Annotated in this window: 13 protein-coding genes; 2 read left to right on the top strand and 11 right to left on the bottom strand. The window is 67.2% G+C overall.

The genetic code is table 11. From position 1 onward, the window contains the following. Positions 1–25 precede the first annotated feature (25 nt). From ACTOWJ_RS25580 to serA, 10 genes are all read right to left on the bottom strand, one after another. Positions 26–508 carry a hypothetical protein gene (locus tag ACTOWJ_RS25580; RefSeq protein ID WP_441337442.1) on the bottom strand — a complete coding sequence of 161 codons (483 nt, stop codon included), beginning with the start codon at positions 506–508 and terminating at the stop codon, positions 26–28. A 64-nt stretch (positions 509–572) separates the two neighbouring features. Then, complete coding sequence (locus tag ACTOWJ_RS25575) at positions 573–3,017, bottom strand: DPP IV N-terminal domain-containing protein (RefSeq protein ID WP_441337441.1); 2,445 nt, start codon at positions 3,015–3,017, stop codon at positions 573–575. 539 nt (positions 3,018–3,556) lie between these two features. Then, on the bottom strand, positions 3,557–4,402 hold the full coding sequence (locus tag ACTOWJ_RS25570) for a ferritin-like domain-containing protein (RefSeq protein WP_441337440.1): 846 nt from the start codon (positions 4,400–4,402) through the stop codon (positions 3,557–3,559). Positions 4,403–4,421: 19 nt separating this feature from the next. Then, positions 4,422–5,891 carry an amidophosphoribosyltransferase gene (gene purF / locus ACTOWJ_RS25565; RefSeq protein ID WP_441337439.1) on the bottom strand — a complete coding sequence of 490 codons (1,470 nt, stop codon included), beginning with the start codon at positions 5,889–5,891 and terminating at the stop codon, positions 4,422–4,424. Positions 5,892–6,089: 198 nt separating this feature from the next. After that, positions 6,090–6,944, bottom strand: coding sequence for a CvpA family protein (locus ACTOWJ_RS25560; RefSeq protein WP_441337438.1), 855 nt, complete (start codon positions 6,942–6,944; stop codon positions 6,090–6,092). A 69-nt stretch (positions 6,945–7,013) separates the two neighbouring features. Beyond that, positions 7,014–8,051, bottom strand: coding sequence for an SPOR domain-containing protein (locus ACTOWJ_RS25555; protein WP_441337437.1), 1,038 nt, complete (start codon positions 8,049–8,051; stop codon positions 7,014–7,016). Between the two features lie 168 nt (positions 8,052–8,219). Continuing rightward, on the bottom strand, positions 8,220–9,509 hold the full coding sequence (gene folC, locus ACTOWJ_RS25550; protein ID WP_441337436.1) for a bifunctional tetrahydrofolate synthase/dihydrofolate synthase: 1,290 nt from the start codon (positions 9,507–9,509) through the stop codon (positions 8,220–8,222). Between the two features lie 163 nt (positions 9,510–9,672). After that, positions 9,673–11,280 (bottom strand): hypothetical protein, encoded by a 1,608-nt coding sequence (locus ACTOWJ_RS25545; RefSeq protein ID WP_441337435.1) that lies wholly within the window; start codon positions 11,278–11,280, stop codon positions 9,673–9,675. Positions 11,281–11,633: 353 nt separating this feature from the next. Then, positions 11,634–12,278 (bottom strand): histidine phosphatase family protein, encoded by a 645-nt coding sequence (locus ACTOWJ_RS25540; protein WP_441337434.1) that lies wholly within the window; start codon positions 12,276–12,278, stop codon positions 11,634–11,636. Positions 12,279–12,280: 2 nt separating this feature from the next. After that, complete coding sequence (serA, locus tag ACTOWJ_RS25535; protein ID WP_441337433.1) at positions 12,281–13,843, bottom strand: phosphoglycerate dehydrogenase; 1,563 nt, start codon at positions 13,841–13,843, stop codon at positions 12,281–12,283. 475 nt (positions 13,844–14,318) lie between these two features. Between serA and ACTOWJ_RS25530 the strand changes: the two genes are divergently transcribed. Then, on the top strand, positions 14,319–14,546 hold the full coding sequence (locus ACTOWJ_RS25530) for a hypothetical protein (protein ID WP_441337432.1): 228 nt from the start codon (positions 14,319–14,321) through the stop codon (positions 14,544–14,546). A 192-nt stretch (positions 14,547–14,738) separates the two neighbouring features. Continuing rightward, positions 14,739–14,972, top strand: a complete 234-nt coding sequence (locus tag ACTOWJ_RS25525) for a DUF6289 family protein (RefSeq protein WP_441337431.1) — start codon at positions 14,739–14,741, stop codon at positions 14,970–14,972. Between the two features lie 209 nt (positions 14,973–15,181). Here ACTOWJ_RS25525 and ACTOWJ_RS25520 read toward each other — a convergent pair whose 3' ends face one another. Beyond that, on the bottom strand, positions 15,182–17,296 hold the full coding sequence (locus tag ACTOWJ_RS25520) for a S46 family peptidase (protein ID WP_441337483.1): 2,115 nt from the start codon (positions 17,294–17,296) through the stop codon (positions 15,182–15,184). Between the last annotated feature and the right edge of the window lie 35 nt (positions 17,297–17,331).

The raw sequence follows: 17,331 nt of genomic DNA, 5'->3' as shown, positions 1-17,331 counted from the left end.
TTGCGGGCATCCGGCCACCGAGCGATCACTCGCACAGATCGAATACGGCCAGCAATTCTTCGCCGATCTGCGTCGAGGTGGAAGGCCGTCTGAGTTCCTTGCCGATTAAAGGCTCGTGCCTCTTTCTCGGCCCAACGTTCTTGTATGGGAAGAACACGACCTCCGTGGCCGAACGTTCGATTTGGACAAACTTCGCTGTCTTTACAAACGCCGACCAGGATCTGACCTTCGCCGCCTCGCGCAAGGGAGCGGTCAGGTCGTCCCAGACCACAGGATGCGGCACTCCCTCTCTCGATGCGGCCAAGGCTCGTTCCATCGCTGCACCCAGCCTTTCCGGTGCCGTCGCCTCCACTGCTTCCACCGGGGTTGTCCCCATCCCCAGCCGATGGACGGTCAGGTTCTCCGGACGGACATACACCACTCCGTCGCGCAGATAGGCCATCGCTCGCTGGCGGCGCGCGCCCGGTCCACGCAACAGGTGTCGCAAGTAAGCCAAGGCATTTTGCATACGCCCCCTCAATCTCCATATCGATAACCGCATGTCATCCCTCTCTGCGCAAGGCGCCTGCCGATCAGTATCCCATCTGATCCACCTTCGGCGGCGGCTTCAGGCGATAGTTCGCCGGCGGCTTGGCGCCCATCAGATGCTCGACGAAGTAATCCCACATCCGCCGGGTGTAGTACGGATCGTTGCGGAACAGTTCGTGGTTCTGGTTGGGCAGGTACAGCAGGTCGAAGTCCTTGTTGGCGCGGATCAGCGCCGAGGTGAATTGCACGGTCACGGCCGGATAGGCGTTTTCGTCGAGGTCGCCGTAGACCAGCATCAGCTTGCCTTGCAGGCGATCGGCCAGGCTGGCGTTGTCGAACGCGCGGTACACCGTCGGCACCGCGTCGGGCGAGGGTCGCAAGCGCTCGCCGTTGCCGTAGTCCAAGGGGCCAGTCAGCAGACGATCCAGCCCCAATACGCCGCCGCCGTACATGCCCTGAAAGTTCTGATTGCCGGCCGAGGACACCGCGACCTTGTAGAAATCCGGCCGCAACAGGATCGCTCGGGTCGAGGAATACCCGCCGTAGGAATGGCCGTAGACGCCGACGCGCTGCAGATCCAGGCCGGGACAACGCTCGGCCAGTTGCTTGATCGCGGCGACATGATCCTCTACCTGCGGGTCGTGCTTGAGTCCGTAGCTGACGTCGTGGAACGCGCGCGAGCGGCCCGGCGTGCCGCGTCCGTCGATGGTGATCACCACGAAACCCAGACGAGCCAGGCTGGAACGCGAAATCGGATTCATCGCCGCGGTCGCCTCCACGTATGCGACCGGCGCATTGGTCACCTGCGGCCCGCCGTAGAAGGCGTCGATCACCGGGTACTGTCCGGGCTTGGCGCGTTCGCGCGAATAGTCCGGCGGGAAGTAGGCCGTCGCGTAGATATCGGTGCGTCCGTCGGCGGCCTTGAACTTGAGCCGTTGCGGCGGCAACCAGCCCGATGCGGCCACCGCCGACACATCGGCGCGTTCGAGTTCGGCGATCACCTTGCCGTCTTCGGTGGACCGCAGCACGCTGCGCGGCGGCTGGTCGAGCGTGGAGTAGGTATCGACGACATAGTCGCGCGCCGGCGATAAAGGATCGGCGGCGCGGCCGTCGAACAAGGTTCCGCCGCCGCCGTTGATGTCGTGATCGGCCTGCTCCGCGGTCAACAACGTCGGCTCGCCGCCATCGAGCGAAACCCGATACAAACGACGCTCATACGGATCGCCCGACTCGCGTCCGCCCGCGGTGAAATACAGCCGGCGACGGCGTTCGTCGATGCCGATCAGATCGCGCACCGCCCATTCGCCGCCGGTCAAACGACGGATCTGACGGCCGCTGCGCAGATCGTACAAATACAGATGCCCCCAACCGTCGCGTTCGGAATACCACACCGCCTCGCCGCTCGCCGCGAGCACGCGCGCGGCGGCCGGCAGGTACAGGAAATCGTTGACTTGCACGCGGGTGTCCGAGCGCTCCTCGAGCACCTGGCGCACGGCGCCGTCGCGCAAGCCGATCTCGACCAGACGCGCACCCGCCGGACGGCCGTCGTAGGCGATCGCGGTGTACACCCGCTCGTTGTCGACCGACCAACCCAGCACGCCAGCTTCGCGCATCGCGTTCCATCCGGCCGGAATCGCGATGCGACGCGCGCCGCCCGCGTCGACCTCGATCGCGAACCACTCGTCGCGGGCCGGCTCGCGATCGCCCGGCAAAGTCAGCCGTAATTCGTAAGCCACCGGACGGAAGCCATGCTCCGGCGCCAGCGCCAGAAACGGATACGGCAGCACCTTGCGCTCGTCGAATCGCACGCCGAACAGACGACGGCCGTCGGGCGACCACACCACCTCGAACGGACGGGTCTGGCCGCGTCCTTGCAGCTTGGGAATGCCGCGCATCCAGAAATCGGGCTGTACGCCATAGCCGTAATGACGCTCGCCATCGCGGGTCAAGGCGCGTTCGGCGCCGCTGCGCAAGTCGCGCAGCCACAGGTTGTGTTCGCGCACGAACACCGCGCGGCTGCCGTCGGGCGAAAGCAGCCAACCCGGATCGGCGTGGATCGAGTCCACCGCAGCGCAGCGATAGGTCTGCAGATCGCAATCCAGCTCGCGCGCCTTGGCGCCGCGCAATCGCGCGCTGAGCGCGCCGTCGTCCGCGTGCAGCGTCAGCAGTTCGGGCGTGGGTGCGGCCGGCAAGTCGACCTGCATCGCGGCAGCCAGGCGCGGCGCATCGAACAGCGGCCGGCGTTCGCCGCGGGCCGGATCGACCAAAATGTATTCAACGCCACGCTCGCCGTCGCGGCGATACCAGAAGCGACCATCGGCGAGCCAATTCGGCCGCACCGTGGCGTTCTTGATCCGGCCCTTCAGGTTGTAGTCCAGCACGCGCTCGGCGCGCGCGTAATCGGCCTCCGACAAGGCCGGGGTTTGCGCCCATGCCGCCGTCGACAGCGCGGCGCACAGCGCCGCACCCCAGATCGTCCATCGCTTCATGCTGTCCCCTCCCCTTGCCAGGAAAGCAGAAGATCGCACACGGCGCGGGCGGCGACTTTGCTTTCGATGGCCCGCCGTTGCGGCGGTGCAGCGAAACGCGGGCGGCAGGGCAACCGGTACAGAAAAAAAACAGCGACGCGCGGGTCGGCACGATGAGACTGCGTGGTTATGCCGGGCGAAAACCGCCAACGATATGGGTGCTCAGGATGGCATGGCGCCGGGGCTTTGCTTGGGAGAGTCAGCAGCTGCCGTGGCGGCGCACGGCAAGGCCGGCGGAACGACGCAAAGTGATTTGCCGGCAGGCTGAGAGGAAAGCGTCGGGGCTGAAGCCCCTCCCCACAAAAGACTTCGCAGTCGCCAAGCTCCTCGACACAAGCTTCGTATCCCAAGGCTTGCGCAGGAAGGTTTTAGCCCTGAAGCGATTCGGAAAAGATTTCAGCCGCGAGATGTTCTGTCAGCCGCGAAGTCTTTTGTGGGAGGGGCTTCAGCCCCGACGCTTTTCCCCAATCCCGCCGCGCCGCCAAGCGACCAGCGGCCCGCTACCGCTCGACGAAAGCCTCGAGCATCCGCAGTTCCTCATCGTCGAACCCCGCCGCGCTGCGCGCTGGGAAGTTGAACGGCCCGTACAGCACCGCGCGCGCGTACTCGCCCAGCAACTCGCGGAAACGCGGATTGGGATCGATTCCGGCGCGTTCGCAATACCAGCGGAACCAGCGCGAACCGGCGGCGACGTGGGCGACTTCCTCGCGCAGGATCGTTTCCAGGATCGCGACCGTGGCTTTGTCGCCGATCGAGGTCAGCTTGACGATCATTCCCGGGGTGACGTCCAGCCCGCGCGCTTCCAGAACCCGCGGCACCAGGGCCATGCGCGCCAAGCCGTCGTGCGCGGTCTTCTCGGCCATTTCCCACAAACCGTTGTGGGCGTCGAAATCGCCGTAGTCGTAGTCCAGTTCGCGTAAGCGATCGCGCAACAGGGTGAAGTGGCGCGCTTCGTCGTTGGCCACGCCGACCCAATCGGTATAGAACTGCGCCGGCAAACCGCGGAAGCGATACACCGCGTCCCAGCCCAGGTCGATGGCGTTGAATTCGATGTGGGCGATCGCGTGAATGAACGCCGCGCGGCCTTCGGCGGTGCCGAAACCGCGCTTGGGCAGTTCGCGCGGATGCACCAGCGCCGGGCGTGCCGGGCGGCCGGGCATGCGGACCGGTTCCGGCGCGGGCGCGTCGTCGGGCGTGGCCAGTTCGCCGCGCGCATAGGCTTGCGCGCAGGCGAAAGTCAGCTCGACCTTGGCGTCGGGCGTGGCCGCGTCCAGGCAGGCGCGCGCGGCGTCGAACAGACTGCCATTGAACAGCCTGCTATTGAACAGCGTGCTGAAGTTCGGCATGGCCGGCGCGCGCCCCGGCTCAGGAGGCGCGACGGGTCTTCTTGGCTTCGTCCGAACGCAGTTGCTGGATGCGCTCGAAATAGCCCGGCTCCACACCGGTGACGTATTCGCCGTTGAAGCACGAGGAATCGAAGTGATCGATGCGGTGCTTGGGGCCGGACACCGCCTGTTCCAGCGCGTCCAGATCCTGGTAGATCAGCCAGTCGCAGCCGAGCAGGGTCTGCACCTCGTCGTCGGTGCGGCCGTGCGCGACCAACTCGTCGGTGGACGGCATGTCGATGCCGTAGATGTTCGGGAAGCGCACCGGCGGCGCGGCCGAGGCCAGATAGACCTTGCGCGCGCCGGCGTCGCGCGCCATCTGCACGATCTGGCGCGAGGTGGTGCCGCGCACGATCGAGTCGTCGACCAGGAGCACGACGCGGTTACGGAACTCCAGCGGAATCGGATTGAGCTTGCGCCGCACCGATTTAGCGCGCTCGCCCTGTCCCGGCATGATGAAGGTGCGGCCGACGTAGCGATTCTTGATGAAGCCTTCGCGGTACTTCACGCCCAGGGTGTTGGCGATCTCGAGCGCGGAATCGCGCGAGGTGTCGGGAATCGGAATGACCACGTCGATGTCGTGATCCGGACGCAGGCGCAGGATCTTCTCGCCCAGCGTCTGGCCCATGCGCATGCGCGCCTTGTGCACCGAGACGTCGTCCATCATCGAGTCGGGACGGGCGAAGTACACGTATTCGAAGATGCACGGCGCGTGCTGGCGCGGCTGCGCGCACTGGCGAGAGAACAGTTCGCCGCGCGCGTTGATCACGATGCCTTCGCCCGGACGCACGTCGCGCAGACGCTCGAAGCCGAGCAGATCCAGCGCCACCGATTCGGAGGCGATCGCGTATTCGTCCTGGCCGCCGGTGTTGCGCTTGCCCAGCACCAGCGGACGGATGCCGTGCGGATCGCGGAACGCGATCAGGCCCAGGCCCAGCACGGTGGCGACCACCGCGTAGCCGCCGATGCAACGGCGGTTGACGCCTTCGATCGCGCCGAACGCGGCCTCTGGGGTCAGCACGCGCTGACGGTCCAACTCGTGCGCAAACACGTTGAGCAGCACTTCCGAGTCGGATTCGGTGTTGACGTTGCGGCGATCCTGCTCGAACACCTCGCGCCGCAGCATGTCGGTATTGATCAGATTGCCGTTGTGGGCCAGGGCGATGCCGAACGGCGAATTGACGTAAAACGGCTGGGCCTCGTCGGAGCCCTCGCTGCCGGCGGTCGGGTAGCGGCAATGGCCGATGCCCACCCGCCCTTCCAGCAGGCGCATGGCCTTCTCGTCGAACACGTCGCTGACCAGGCCGTTGCCCTTGTGCACGCGCAGGCGGGCGCCGTCGGCGGTGGCGATGCCGGCCGCGTCCTGGCCGCGATGCTGCAGCACGGTGAGTCCGTCGTAGAGCTGGGCGGCGACATCCGTGTTGCCGACGATTCCGAGAATGCCGCACATAGCGCTGGTCCTGCCTGAGAGTCGAATGCCGCGTGACCGCGGCGGCGCGGATTATCGCCGCTGCGCGCCGCAAATGCTCGACCGCCGTTCATGGCGGGCGAGAAAGAACGTGTTCGGCACGGTCCGTTGTGGTGCCGTGGAGCCGGATTTCGATGGCGTTTGCCGCGATGTAGCGTTGCGCCGGCGGACCGGCGCGAGTCACTGCACCTGCTTGTCGTCGCGCCGTTGTGCGCCGACTTGGGCCGGATCGCCTTCGATCTGGGTACCTTCGGCGCGGTTGTGCTTGGAGTTCTGCTTGGACTGGGGCAGCAGGTCGCGCATCGCGCCCGGCAGCAGACCGACCAATCCGGACGAAGATTCAGATTCAGGTTCCGGCAGCGGCAAGGGCAATGGCGACGGATCGCGCTGATCGCGCTGATCGCTTTCGTGGCCGCCGCCCAAACCGCCCAAGCCGCCCGACATCGCCTCGCCCAGACCGCCGGGCAAGCCCGTGGGCATTTTCTGCTTCAGATTCTTTTCCAGGCCGCGCGCCTCGGCCTGGACCGTGGCCTGCAGCGAGTTGCCGCGGCCTTCCAGATCGACCTTGGCCGCCATCGGATCGGGCAGCGCGCTGCGCATCAGCCGGGCGCCCGGCATCAGCACCGCGGCAAAGCTGGATTCGCGCCAGGCGCGTTCGCGCGGCAACGTGGTCATGGCCATGAACACCAGCGCGGCGCAGGCGAAGATCACCCCGCGCACCGCGCCCAGCCCCATGCCCATCATCCGGTCCATCCCGGACAGGCCGTAGGAATGGGCGATGCTGCGGATCACGTAACCGATCAGTCCGACGCCGATCCAGATCACCGCGAAGCTCAGCGCATAACCGGCGGCGTAGGAACCCCAGCCCAGCTCGGAGGTCAGGCTGCGGCCGACATCGCCGCCGAACAGGAACGCGCCGAGCCCGGCCAACAGCCAGGCCGCCAGCGACGCCGCCACGCCGATCAGCCCGCGGGCCATGCCCAGCAGCGCCGACAAGCCGACGATCAGCAGCAGTCCCCAATCCAGTGCCGTCATAGCGCGCCGCTCCTTAGTGTGTCCGGCCGCCGTTCACTGGCGGCCCCGCCCCGCACCCGCCGTCCGCGATCACGGATGCGGTTTGACCAGGGCGTCGCCGATCCCGAGCTTGCCCGCGACCTGAGTCTTGAGCTTGTCCGCGTCGGCGCGGTTGACCACCGGACCGATACGCACGCGGTTGAGCGTGCCCTTGTCGGTGCGGACCTGTTCGACGAAAGCGCTGAAACCGGCCGCGCGCGCGCGGTCGCGGAGCTTGTTGGCCTCATCCACGTTGCCGAACGCGCCCAACTGCACGGCGAAACCGGTGCCAGCGGCGGCGGGTTTGGCGGGTGCGGGCGCGGGCTTGGCGGGCTCGGGTTTGGCCGCGACGGGTTTCGCGGGCGCCGGCTTGGGCGTTTCGGCCGGCAGCGGCTCGATCTTCACCGGCTTGACCGGCGCCGGTTTGGTGGGCTCGGGCTTGCTGGGCTCGGGCTTGGGCGCGACAGCCGCAGGCTGCGCCGGCTTGGCGGGTTGCGACGGGCCTGCCGGCGTGGCCAGATCGGCCGCGTCGGCGTTGAGTACCACGACCTTGGCGCCGATGTCGTTGCGCACCTTGGTCGAGCTCAGGCGCGCGGATTCGGCGTCGGCCTGGGTCGCGAACGGCCCGATCCGCACCCGGTAGACGGTGCGGCCGTTGGCGCCGGCCGCGGTTTCCTGATAGCCGGGCAGGCGTGCGGCGTGCAGCGCCGCGATCACCCGATCCGCGTCGCTGGCGCTGGCGTAGCTGCCGAAGCTGACCGCGTAATCGCCGCCCGCGGTGGACGGCGGCATCATGCCGTCAGGACGGCCGGCCGCGGTGTCGACGGTCGGCAGCGTCTGGCCGTCGCCAGTCGGCGCGGGATGTTCCATGCCGACCATGCCGCCTTGCGGCGCATCGCCCGGGGTCACCAGCGGCAGTTCGCGGGTTTCGGTCTGGCCGCCGCCCTGCGGTTGCTCGGGCAAGGTCAAAGGGACATCGGACGCGCCGCTCTCCGGCGCGGGGCCCTTGATCAGCATGGGCAGGAAGATCACCGCCAGGGCGATCAGCACCATCGCACCGATCAGTCGCTGTTTCAGGGCAGGTTCCATCGCTACTCGATCACTCGCAAGGGCCGGTTATCGGCGTGAATTATACCCCCGCGCGGGCATCGGACCGGTGTACGCGCTTGGGTCGGAGCGCTATGTTCAGAAAATCGCGGGATAAAGCGGCCGTTGCGCGCGCCTCGCCCGCTGCGGGGCGCGACGCGGGGCGATCGATCAGGCCGAGTGCGCAGCCAGCCATTCCAGCGCCTGCGCGGCGGTGTGGAACGAGCCGAACACCAGCACCCGCTCGTCCGGCCGCGCCTGCGCGAGGGTCGCGGCCAGCGCCGACGCGACGTCGGCATGGCGGCTGCCTTGCGCCGCCGCGCTGTCGCGCAGGCGTTCGGCGAAGGCCTCCACGCTCACGCCGCGCGGGCCGCTGCCGACCAGGCCGGCCAGATGCCAGGCATCGATGCGCTCGGCCAGCGCCGCGACCACGCCCGGCGCGTCCTTGTCGCCCAGCGCGGCGAACACCGCATGCGTGCGCCGCAGCGGCTGCGCGGCCAGCCAGGTGGCCAACTCGCGCGCGGCCTGCGGGTTGTGGCCGACGTCGACCAGAACCTCGATGCCCTCGTGCTCGAAGCGCTGCAGCCGCCCGGCGACGCGCGCGGCGGCCACGCCCTGCGCCAGTTCCTGGCGGCTCGGCGATCTGCCCAGCGCGCGCAACGCGGCGATCGCGACCGCGGCGTTGCGCAGTTGCACCGGGGCGGATAGAAAGGGGGCTGGCAGGTCAACTTGGTAATTCACTTCGCGCCAGCGCCAGTTTCCGTCCTCTTCGGTTGACGTGAAGAAGAAATCGCAACCGGCGCGCACCGCCGAGGCGCCGATCTCGTACGCGTGGCGCAACACGCTCGACGGCGGATCGTCGTCGCCGAGCACCAGCGGCTTGAACGCGCGGGCGATGCCGGCCTTCTCGAACCCGATGCTTTCGCGGTCCTCGCCGAGGTAATCCTGGTGGTCCAGATCGACCGTGGTGATCACCGCGACGTCGGGATCGACGATGTTGGTCGCATCCAGGCGTCCACCCAGGCCGACCTCCAGGATCGCCAGATCCAGCTTGGCCCGTTCGAACAGCCACAACGCGGCCAGGGTGCCGTATTCGAAGTAGGTCAGCGCGATCCCGCCCTCCCCGCCGCTCAGCCGCGCGGCCTCGATGGCCTCGAACGCGGCGACGATGTCGGCATCGGCCGCGTCGCGGCCGTCGATGCGGATGCGCTCGTTATAGGTCAGCAGGTGCGGCGAGGTATACGCGCCGACTTTCTTGCCGCCGGCACGGGCGATCGCCTCGATGAAGGCGACCGTGGAGCCCTTGCCGTTGGTGCCGCCGACGGTGACCACCTTGCGCCCGGGGCGCTTGAGGCCCAGACGCCTGGACACCGCGAGGATGCGCTCCAACCCCATGTCGATGGACTTGGGGTGGATGCGTTCGATGTAGCTGAGCCAGTCGGCGAGAGTGCGGGTTTGCATCCGCGTATTGTCGCCCAGAAGTTCCTGCGTCAGGCAGGCTGAGACTCGGGTCCGGGCCGGGTGGTTCGCGCGGAGGCAACGGCACCGCGGACTGCCGGGCGTCGCTCGCGAACGGCAGGGCGCCTATCGGCTTCGCCTCGGCGCCCCGCCGCTTGGCGTCCGACTATCGACTGGAACGAATGCTGCAACCGATATCGTTGATGCGCGCATCCAAGGTCGCGTAACGGGCCGGCGTCGCGCCGTTGGCGAACACGTTGCCGGAGCCCCAACCGGAGCGGCCGTCGGTATGCACGGATGCATCGACGCGATACACCGAATCCGGCGAAGCGCCCGATGCGGTCAAACGATGATATTGCCCCACGCCCGGTCGATTCCACGCCTGGATACTGCCGCGTCCGACCACGCCGTAGCCGTTGCCGCCGACACCGCTGTTAGCCGTGGAGAACCAGCCGCTGTCGCTGAAACCGATGTAGCGCCCGGGATTGAACGGGTCCGCCAGGCAATACGTCGGGCTGAGCAAGCGCGCCACGCCGATGCGTTGATCGTCCAGCCACGCGACCAGCACGATTGCGCCGTTACCCTGCACCGCCATGGCCTGAAAGGTGCCGTCCACACCGCCGAAGTCGATCCGCGGCCTGTCGAAACCGGTGTCGGGCGAGCCGTCGGGATTGATTCGCTGCATCACCGATGATCGGTTGTGGTAGCCCAACATCAGTACGCGGCCGTCGGCCTGCAAGGCCAGGCGGCCGCTGCCGCGCACCAGCGGCGAGCCATAGCCGCTGTCCAGACTGCCGTCGGCGCGATGCCGTATCACCGTACCTTTGAAGTCAGGGCCGGGATCGAACGTGCGTAGGCTATGACTGGTCAGGAAGCTGCCATCGGCCTGCAACACCATCCCGTTGACCGTGTCGTAGAGGTTATTGCCGATGAAACGTACGATGCCGCCCGCGCCGAAAGCCGGATCGAGGCGGCCGTCGGGCAGATAACGGATCAACATGCTGGCGTTTTGCACCGAACCGGCCGTCACGATCTTGCCGTCGTGCTGCAACACCAGTCTTACCGAACCGCCGCCGAAACGCTCGGGCAGCGGTGTCGCGGCAACGCCGCCACGACCGAAACTCGGATCGAGCTTGCCGTTGGCGGTGAAACGCGCGACCGCCGGTGTGAACGTGCTCGACGAATCATCGAAACCGATCGCGCCCACCACGATCCTGCCGTCGGGCTGGAAGGCGATCTCATAGGGCTCGTTGAGATAATAGTCGCGGGTGACCACGATGCCGTCATCGTCGAAATCGCGATCGAGGCGACCATCGGGCGTGTAGCGGGCCAACAGCACATTGAAACCCAGCGTACCGCCGACCACGATCTTTCCGTCCGACTGCACGGCTACGGTGGTACAAGAGGGCAACCCCGCGCTGTCCCTCGGCCCACTAAGTAGTGCTTGACCAGCGTTGCCGAAGGTTGGGTCCAGTTTGCCGTCGCTGCTCCAACGCAACAGGCGGCAGCGCAAGAACGTCGGATCGTGCGGCGTGGGACCGCCGCCGCGACTGAAGGTGAGGATTTTTCCGTCGGGCTGCGTCGCGACGGCGTGGACCCAATCGTTGTTGAGCGGGAAATCGCTGATCGCCACACCGCCGCGGCCGAAACCGGGGTCGAGGCTGCCGTCGGGCAGCGCGGGCTGGGCGAATGCGGTCAACGCGGGAAGCGCGAAGGCCAACAGGCCCGCGGCGGCGGCCAGTGGACTGGGACGAGCGGATACATGGGTAGGCATAGGGGAGACTCCGCTGAGTTCGAAGAAAGAATCAGCAATCGACGCCCCCTGCACCGTGGATCGCAGGGCGAGGTTCCATGATTCGCACTGGATGCGCTGCGGCGCTCGGGCACAAAAACGCACATTGGTGCGCGGCGATTCGGCGAATTAAGATGGGTTTGGCAAATCGTTCGGCGGACAGGTCCGGTCGCTGGGCGTGCATGACTCGGCCGATTAGTCCAAGCCGACGTTGCTCGCGTCTCGCGGATCAAGCACGTCAGTGCTTGATCCAGACCTTCCCAAAGACACCGCGTCGCCGCACGCAAGCTGCGCGCGAAACCGGCCTCGCGCGCCGTGGCGTTTCGCGCGGCGAACTACAACGCCCGATGCACCGCCTCTCCGAACAACGCCGTGTGATGGCTGCAATCGTTCAATCGCACCACTTCCAGACGATCGACATCGTCGCCTTCGAGCAGATTCAACGTCGTCGGCGCCTGGCGGAAGGTCCACAGCTTGGCCAGCGGAATGCCCAGCACCTTGCACAGCAATACGCGGTTGACCGCGTCGTGCGCCACCACCAGCAAAGTGTCGTCGGCCTTCAAACCTTCGCAGGCGCGCGCGAACGCCGGCCAGGCGCGATCGAGTACGTGCAAGATCGATTCGCCGCCGGGCATCAGCACCTCATGCGGCGTATCGCGCCACGCGCGCAGTCGGTCGCCGTCGCGCTCGCGGATTTCGCTGGCGAGCAGGCCTTCCCAGGTGCCGTGCGCGATTTCCATCAGGCCCGGATTGAGCTTGAGCATCGAGGCGCGTTCCTCGCCCAGGGCCAACTCGGCGGTGTAGCGCGCGCGCGACAGCGGCGAGGCGACCGCGCGGGTGATCGACACGTCGCGCAGGCGCGCGCCGAGCGCGCGGGCCTGGCTCTCGCCGACCGGCGACAAGGCGATGTCTTCCTGGCCCTGATAGCGGCCTTCGGCGTTCCACGGGGTTTCGCCGTGACGGGCAAGCAGGATGCGCATGCTTACACCTGCGCCAGCGAAAGGATGCCGGGGGTCGCGCGCAAGGCGGCGAGCTGTTCGTCGTTGACCGGACGATCGACCGTGATCGCCGCGCGCGCCTCACCGTCGCCGGCCGCGCCGAGGGCGAAGTTGACGATGTTGACGCCGGCCGCGCCGAGGGTGGAGCCGACCACGCCGATCATGCCGGGGCGGTCTTCGTTGCGCAGCAGCAGCACGTGCGCCTGCGGGTCGAATTCGATTTCCACGCCGTCCAGACGCACCACGCGCGGACCGCGATGCAAGGTCGCTTCGATCTCGCGGGTGCGGTTCTCGCCGACCACGCGCAGCTTGAGCAGACGATCGAAACCGTCGCCGTCGCCGCCGAGGGTTTCCGACACCACCAGGCCGCGCGCCGCCGCTTCCTGCAATGCGTTCACGGGCGTGACCCGCCCCGAAGCGGTACCGAGCAATGCAGCGACCAACAACCGCGACAACGGCCGCGTATCCAGCGCGTCGGTACGGCCGGCGTAGGTGATTTCCAGACGCGTCGGCGCCGGCACCAGGCGCGCGGCCAGGCGGCCGAGCGAGGACATCAGCGGCATCCACGGGCCGACTTCGCGCGCGGCTTCGGCGGTCAGCGGCGGCAGATTGACGCAGCCGGCGACCGCGCCGGTGGCGACGAAATCGATGATCTGGCGCGCCAGGATCGTGCTGACCGCCTGCTGCGCTTCGCTGGTGGACGCACCCAGGTGCGGGGTCAGGATCAATTTCGGATTCGCGCGCAGCGGCGAGTCGGCCTGCAGCGGTTCGGTGACGAAGGTGTCGAGCGCGGCGCCGGCGATATGGCCTTCTTCGATCAGCTGCAGCAAGGCGTTTTCGTCGACCAGTCCGCCGCGCGCGGCGTTGACCAGATACGCGCCCTTCTTCATCGAGCGCATGCTGGTTTCCGACAGCAGGTTGGTGGTTTCCTTGGTGCGCGGGATATGCAGGGTCACCACGTCGGCCCAGGCCAGCAGTTCCTCGAGCGTCTTCAGCGGCACGCTGCCCTTGCCGGCGGCCGAGGCGGGCAGGAAGGGATCGTGCGCGGCCACTTCCATGCCGATGCCCTGTGCCTTGCGCGCGACCGTGCCGCCGATGCGGCCCAGACCGATCACGCCGAGCTTCTTGCCTTCCAGTTCGAAACCGGTGAGGCCGGCCTTGGGCCATTCGCCGGCCTTCATACCGGCGTCGGCGCGGGGGATGTGGCGGGCCAGCGCGAACAGCAGCGAGATCGCGTGTTCGGCCGCGGCCAGGGTGTTGCCGTCGGGTGCGTTCATCACCGCGATGCCGCGTTCGGTGGCGGCCTCGACATCGATCGTGTCCACGCCGGCGCCGGCGCGGCCGATCACGCGCAATTGCGCCGCGTCGGCCAGCGCCTCGGCCGGCACCTTGGTCGCCGAACGCACCAGGATCGCGTCCACGCCCTTGAGCGCGGCGGCCAGCGCGGCGGGTTCCTTGATCGGATCGGATACGACGACTTCCCAGCCCGCATCGCGGAACAGGGCCAGACCGTCTTCGTGGATGCCATCGCAGGCCAGTACTTTCATCGCAAGCTCCAAGTCGTGAGGGACAGACGGGAGACGTTGCGAGCCGGCACTACGGGTAGATATGCGCTCAGGGTGGGAATCGCGCCCCTGAACAGGGACCAATCCGCCGCAAGCGGCGCCGCGTGGAAGCGGCATCTGACACGGGTCGGGAGACGGGGCCGGCTGGCATGGGAATCCGCGACTGCCCGCGCAGCCTAAGCCAGCGCGGGCGCGCTTGGCAAGCATGCATGTCGGGGCGGCGGCCGATGGACGCCTGGGTTTCGAACCCCGGCCCGTTATGAATTGAACCCCGATCGCCGATTCGATGTGCGTATGTCGATCGGTTCTCAGTTTTGTCCGAGGCCGTCGGTGGAACGGATTCGACCGATGTCACAAAGATACGTTCAGGTGTTAGTTGTCAGGTGAGTAATCGCTCCGCGCGGCCTAGTTTCGTTGCGCCGGCGATCTGCCGGCACTTTGAAGAGAGAACCTCATCATGCGTAAGAAACTCGCTCTGACGCTCGGCTTCGCGGCGCTCGCCGCGGTCGGCGCCGCGCTCGCCGCGCCCGGTCCCACCGGTCCGGGAGAGATCTACACCTACTACAACCCCGACGGCTCGGTGTCCGGCCAGTCCTCGATCCACTGCGACGGCACGCGCGAAGCCTGGGGCCGCCCGACCAAGGATTTCGGCGTCGGCTACTACATCTGCGATCCGGAAGCGTGATCGGCGCGCGGCCTGTCGTGGCCGCGCACGGGTGATGTTTCATGCAGCAACGGTTCGATGAGGGGCGCAACTGCCGTGAGCGACAGCAGCGGCGAAACTCATCGCGCCACCGGTTGTACCCCCGCTTCCGTCGCGCGGCAGCTGTCGCGCCGGACGCATCTTTCGCCATGTTGAAGAAATCAGGAGTTCGCCATGCGTAAGTCTTTCGTTGCCGGTATCGGCCTCGCCGCCGCCCTCGTCGCCACCGTCGCCCTCGCCCGCCCACCGGGTCCGGACGAAATCGGCGAGTTCTATTTCTATTTCGACACCGCCGGTAACGTGGTCGGCGAAGCGCAGCTCAGCTGCGACGGCGTGCTCACCGAATCGGGCGTGCGCACCGCCAAGTACAGCAGCGGCCACATGATCTGCCCGCCGCCGCGCGACTGATGCGCAAGCGGCGCAGCGCCATGCGCCGCGGGAACACGCAACGGGCCGGCATTGCCGGCCCGTTGTTTTTGCAAGCATCGCCGCCGTTTCGTTTCTCCCTGTAGGAGCGGCGCGAGCCGCGACAGCGAAACCTCGCTTGCGTCGCATCTGTGATGTCGCTGTCGCGGCTTGCGCCGCTCCTGCAGTCGGACATCAAGCTGGCGGGCGCTTCATTTGCCCGACGCCGGCACGCCCATCTCCGCCAGCAATCGCGGCGCGGGAAACACTTCCTGCATGACCCAGCGCAGATAGCGTTGGTCGACCGAAATCGTGCGCGTGGCGGCCGGGTCGAACAACCAACTGGAGCTCACCGATTCCCAGTTGTTGTCGAACGCGATGCCCGCCAGCTTGCCCTGCCCGTCGAGCACCGGAGAACCGGAGTTGCCGCCGCTGATGTCCAGATCGGCGAGGAAATTCACCGGCACCGATTCGAGCCGCTTGTCGATCAAGGTCGCGCCGTAACGCTTGGCCGCGACCGCGTCGAGCAAGGCCTGCGGCGCATTGAACGGCGCGGTACCGGTGTTGCGTGCGGCGATCTCGTCGACCCGCGTGAACGGCAGCTGCTGCGCGCCGTTGCTCTTGGTGTATGCGGTGATCGTGCCGTAGCTGATGCGCAGCGAGCCGTTCGCGTCGGGATAGGCCACTCGGCCCACGCTCTTGCGGAAATCGGCCAGCGCCTTGAGATACACCGGACGCACGATCAGCGTTTCGCCGGCGCGGGCGCGGATCTCCTGCTCCATCTGCAGCAAGGTCGGCATGACCGCCACGGCGAAGGACATCGCGCCGTCCTTGCTCGCGTCCTTGCTCTGTTCGAACCCGGCGCGATCGCTGTTGAGCCAGTTGGCGCGCTGTTCGGGATTGTTGAAACGCGATTTGGCGATGCGGTCCAAGGCGCGCTTGACCGCCTTCTCGTCCTCGCCCTCCAGCCATTTGTCCAGCGCTACGACGCGGTGTTCCTTGGGCAGCTTGACGTATTCGTGCAGCCAGTAGCTCTGCAACTGCCGGTCCATGCGCGGCTCGGTGCGGCGGTCCATCTGCTTGAGGCCGTTCTCGAATGCGGTGCGGTCGCGGTCGCGGTAACCGGGTTCGCGCTGCGCATCGGGCTTGGTGCGCTCGATCGCCGAACGGTACAGCTGGGTCGCCGCCGACAACGACCCGGTCGCCGCCAATTGGCCCAGGATCAGATCGCGATCGCGCTCGGCGCGCGCCTGCTGGCCCAGTTCGACCAGACGCGCATGCGCGGCCAACGCCGCTTGCCCGGCCGCGCCCTTGCCGCGCAGCCATTCCAGCAGCTCGGTTTCCTCGTTGCGCTTGATCTGCGCAGTGCCGGCGCGGCGGAAGCTCTCGATCTGGCTTTCGTAATTCTTCGCCGCGCCCTGCCAGCCGCGCAACGTGCCGGCGTACTTGGCGGCGATCTGCGGGTTCTTGCGGCTCTCGGCCTCGATCGACGCGGCCAGGCGCTTGTAGTGCGCGGCCACGGTCGGATACGTCCATTCGGCGTTGGCCTGGAAATCGTCGGCCATCGCGTAACGGTTGGTCAGCGAGGGAAAGCCGGCGAGCATGACGAAGTCGCCCGCGCCCAAGGGCTTGTCGGCGATCTTGAGCCAACGCTTGGGCTGATACGGCACGTTGTCGATCGCATACCGCGCCGGCTTGCCATCCTTGCCGACATAGGCGCGATAGAAGGCGAAATCGCCGGTGTGGCGCGGCCACATCCAGTTGTCGCTTTCGCCGCCGAAGTTGCCGATGCTCTCCGGTGGCGCGTAGACCAGGCGCAGGTCGCGGATCTCCACGCTGCGCTGCAGTTCGTAGCGGTTGCCGCCCAGATAGCTGTAAAGGCGGCAGCCGTAGCCCGCGGTTTTCTCGCAGTCGCCGATCAGCTGCTTCTCCAATACGTCCAGCGCGACGATGCGCGCCAGCGGATCGGCGCCGCTCAGCGCGGCTTGGACCTTGGCGGTCACGTCCTGCACCGAATCGAGCACGAAGATGCGCGCGTTCGGCCCGACGGAGACTTCTTCGTTATTGGTACCGGTCTTGAAGCCGTCGCGCAGCAGATTGCGCTGCGGGGTGGAATTGAGCCCGATCGCGCCGAGCGCGCAGTGGTGATTGGTCAGCAGCAGGCCCTTGGACGAGACGAAGCTGGCGGTGCATCCGCCCAACGGCACCACCGCGCCGAGCGGATCGCCCTTGGGATCGGCCCATTGGGCGAGTTGCTTGGGCGTGGCCCGCAGGCCGGATTGCTTGAGCGCGGACGTCAGCTCGGGCAGTTGCTGCGCCGTCCACATGCCTTCCACCGCCTGCGCAGTCCCGTGCCAGACCA

The sequence above is a fragment of the Lysobacter sp. CA199 genome (assembly GCF_052078715.1).
Classification (GTDB): domain Bacteria; phylum Pseudomonadota; class Gammaproteobacteria; order Xanthomonadales; family Xanthomonadaceae; genus Lysobacter.
Note: the sequence above shows the minus strand (reverse complement) of the source record. Positions and strands in the feature narration are given on the sequence as shown.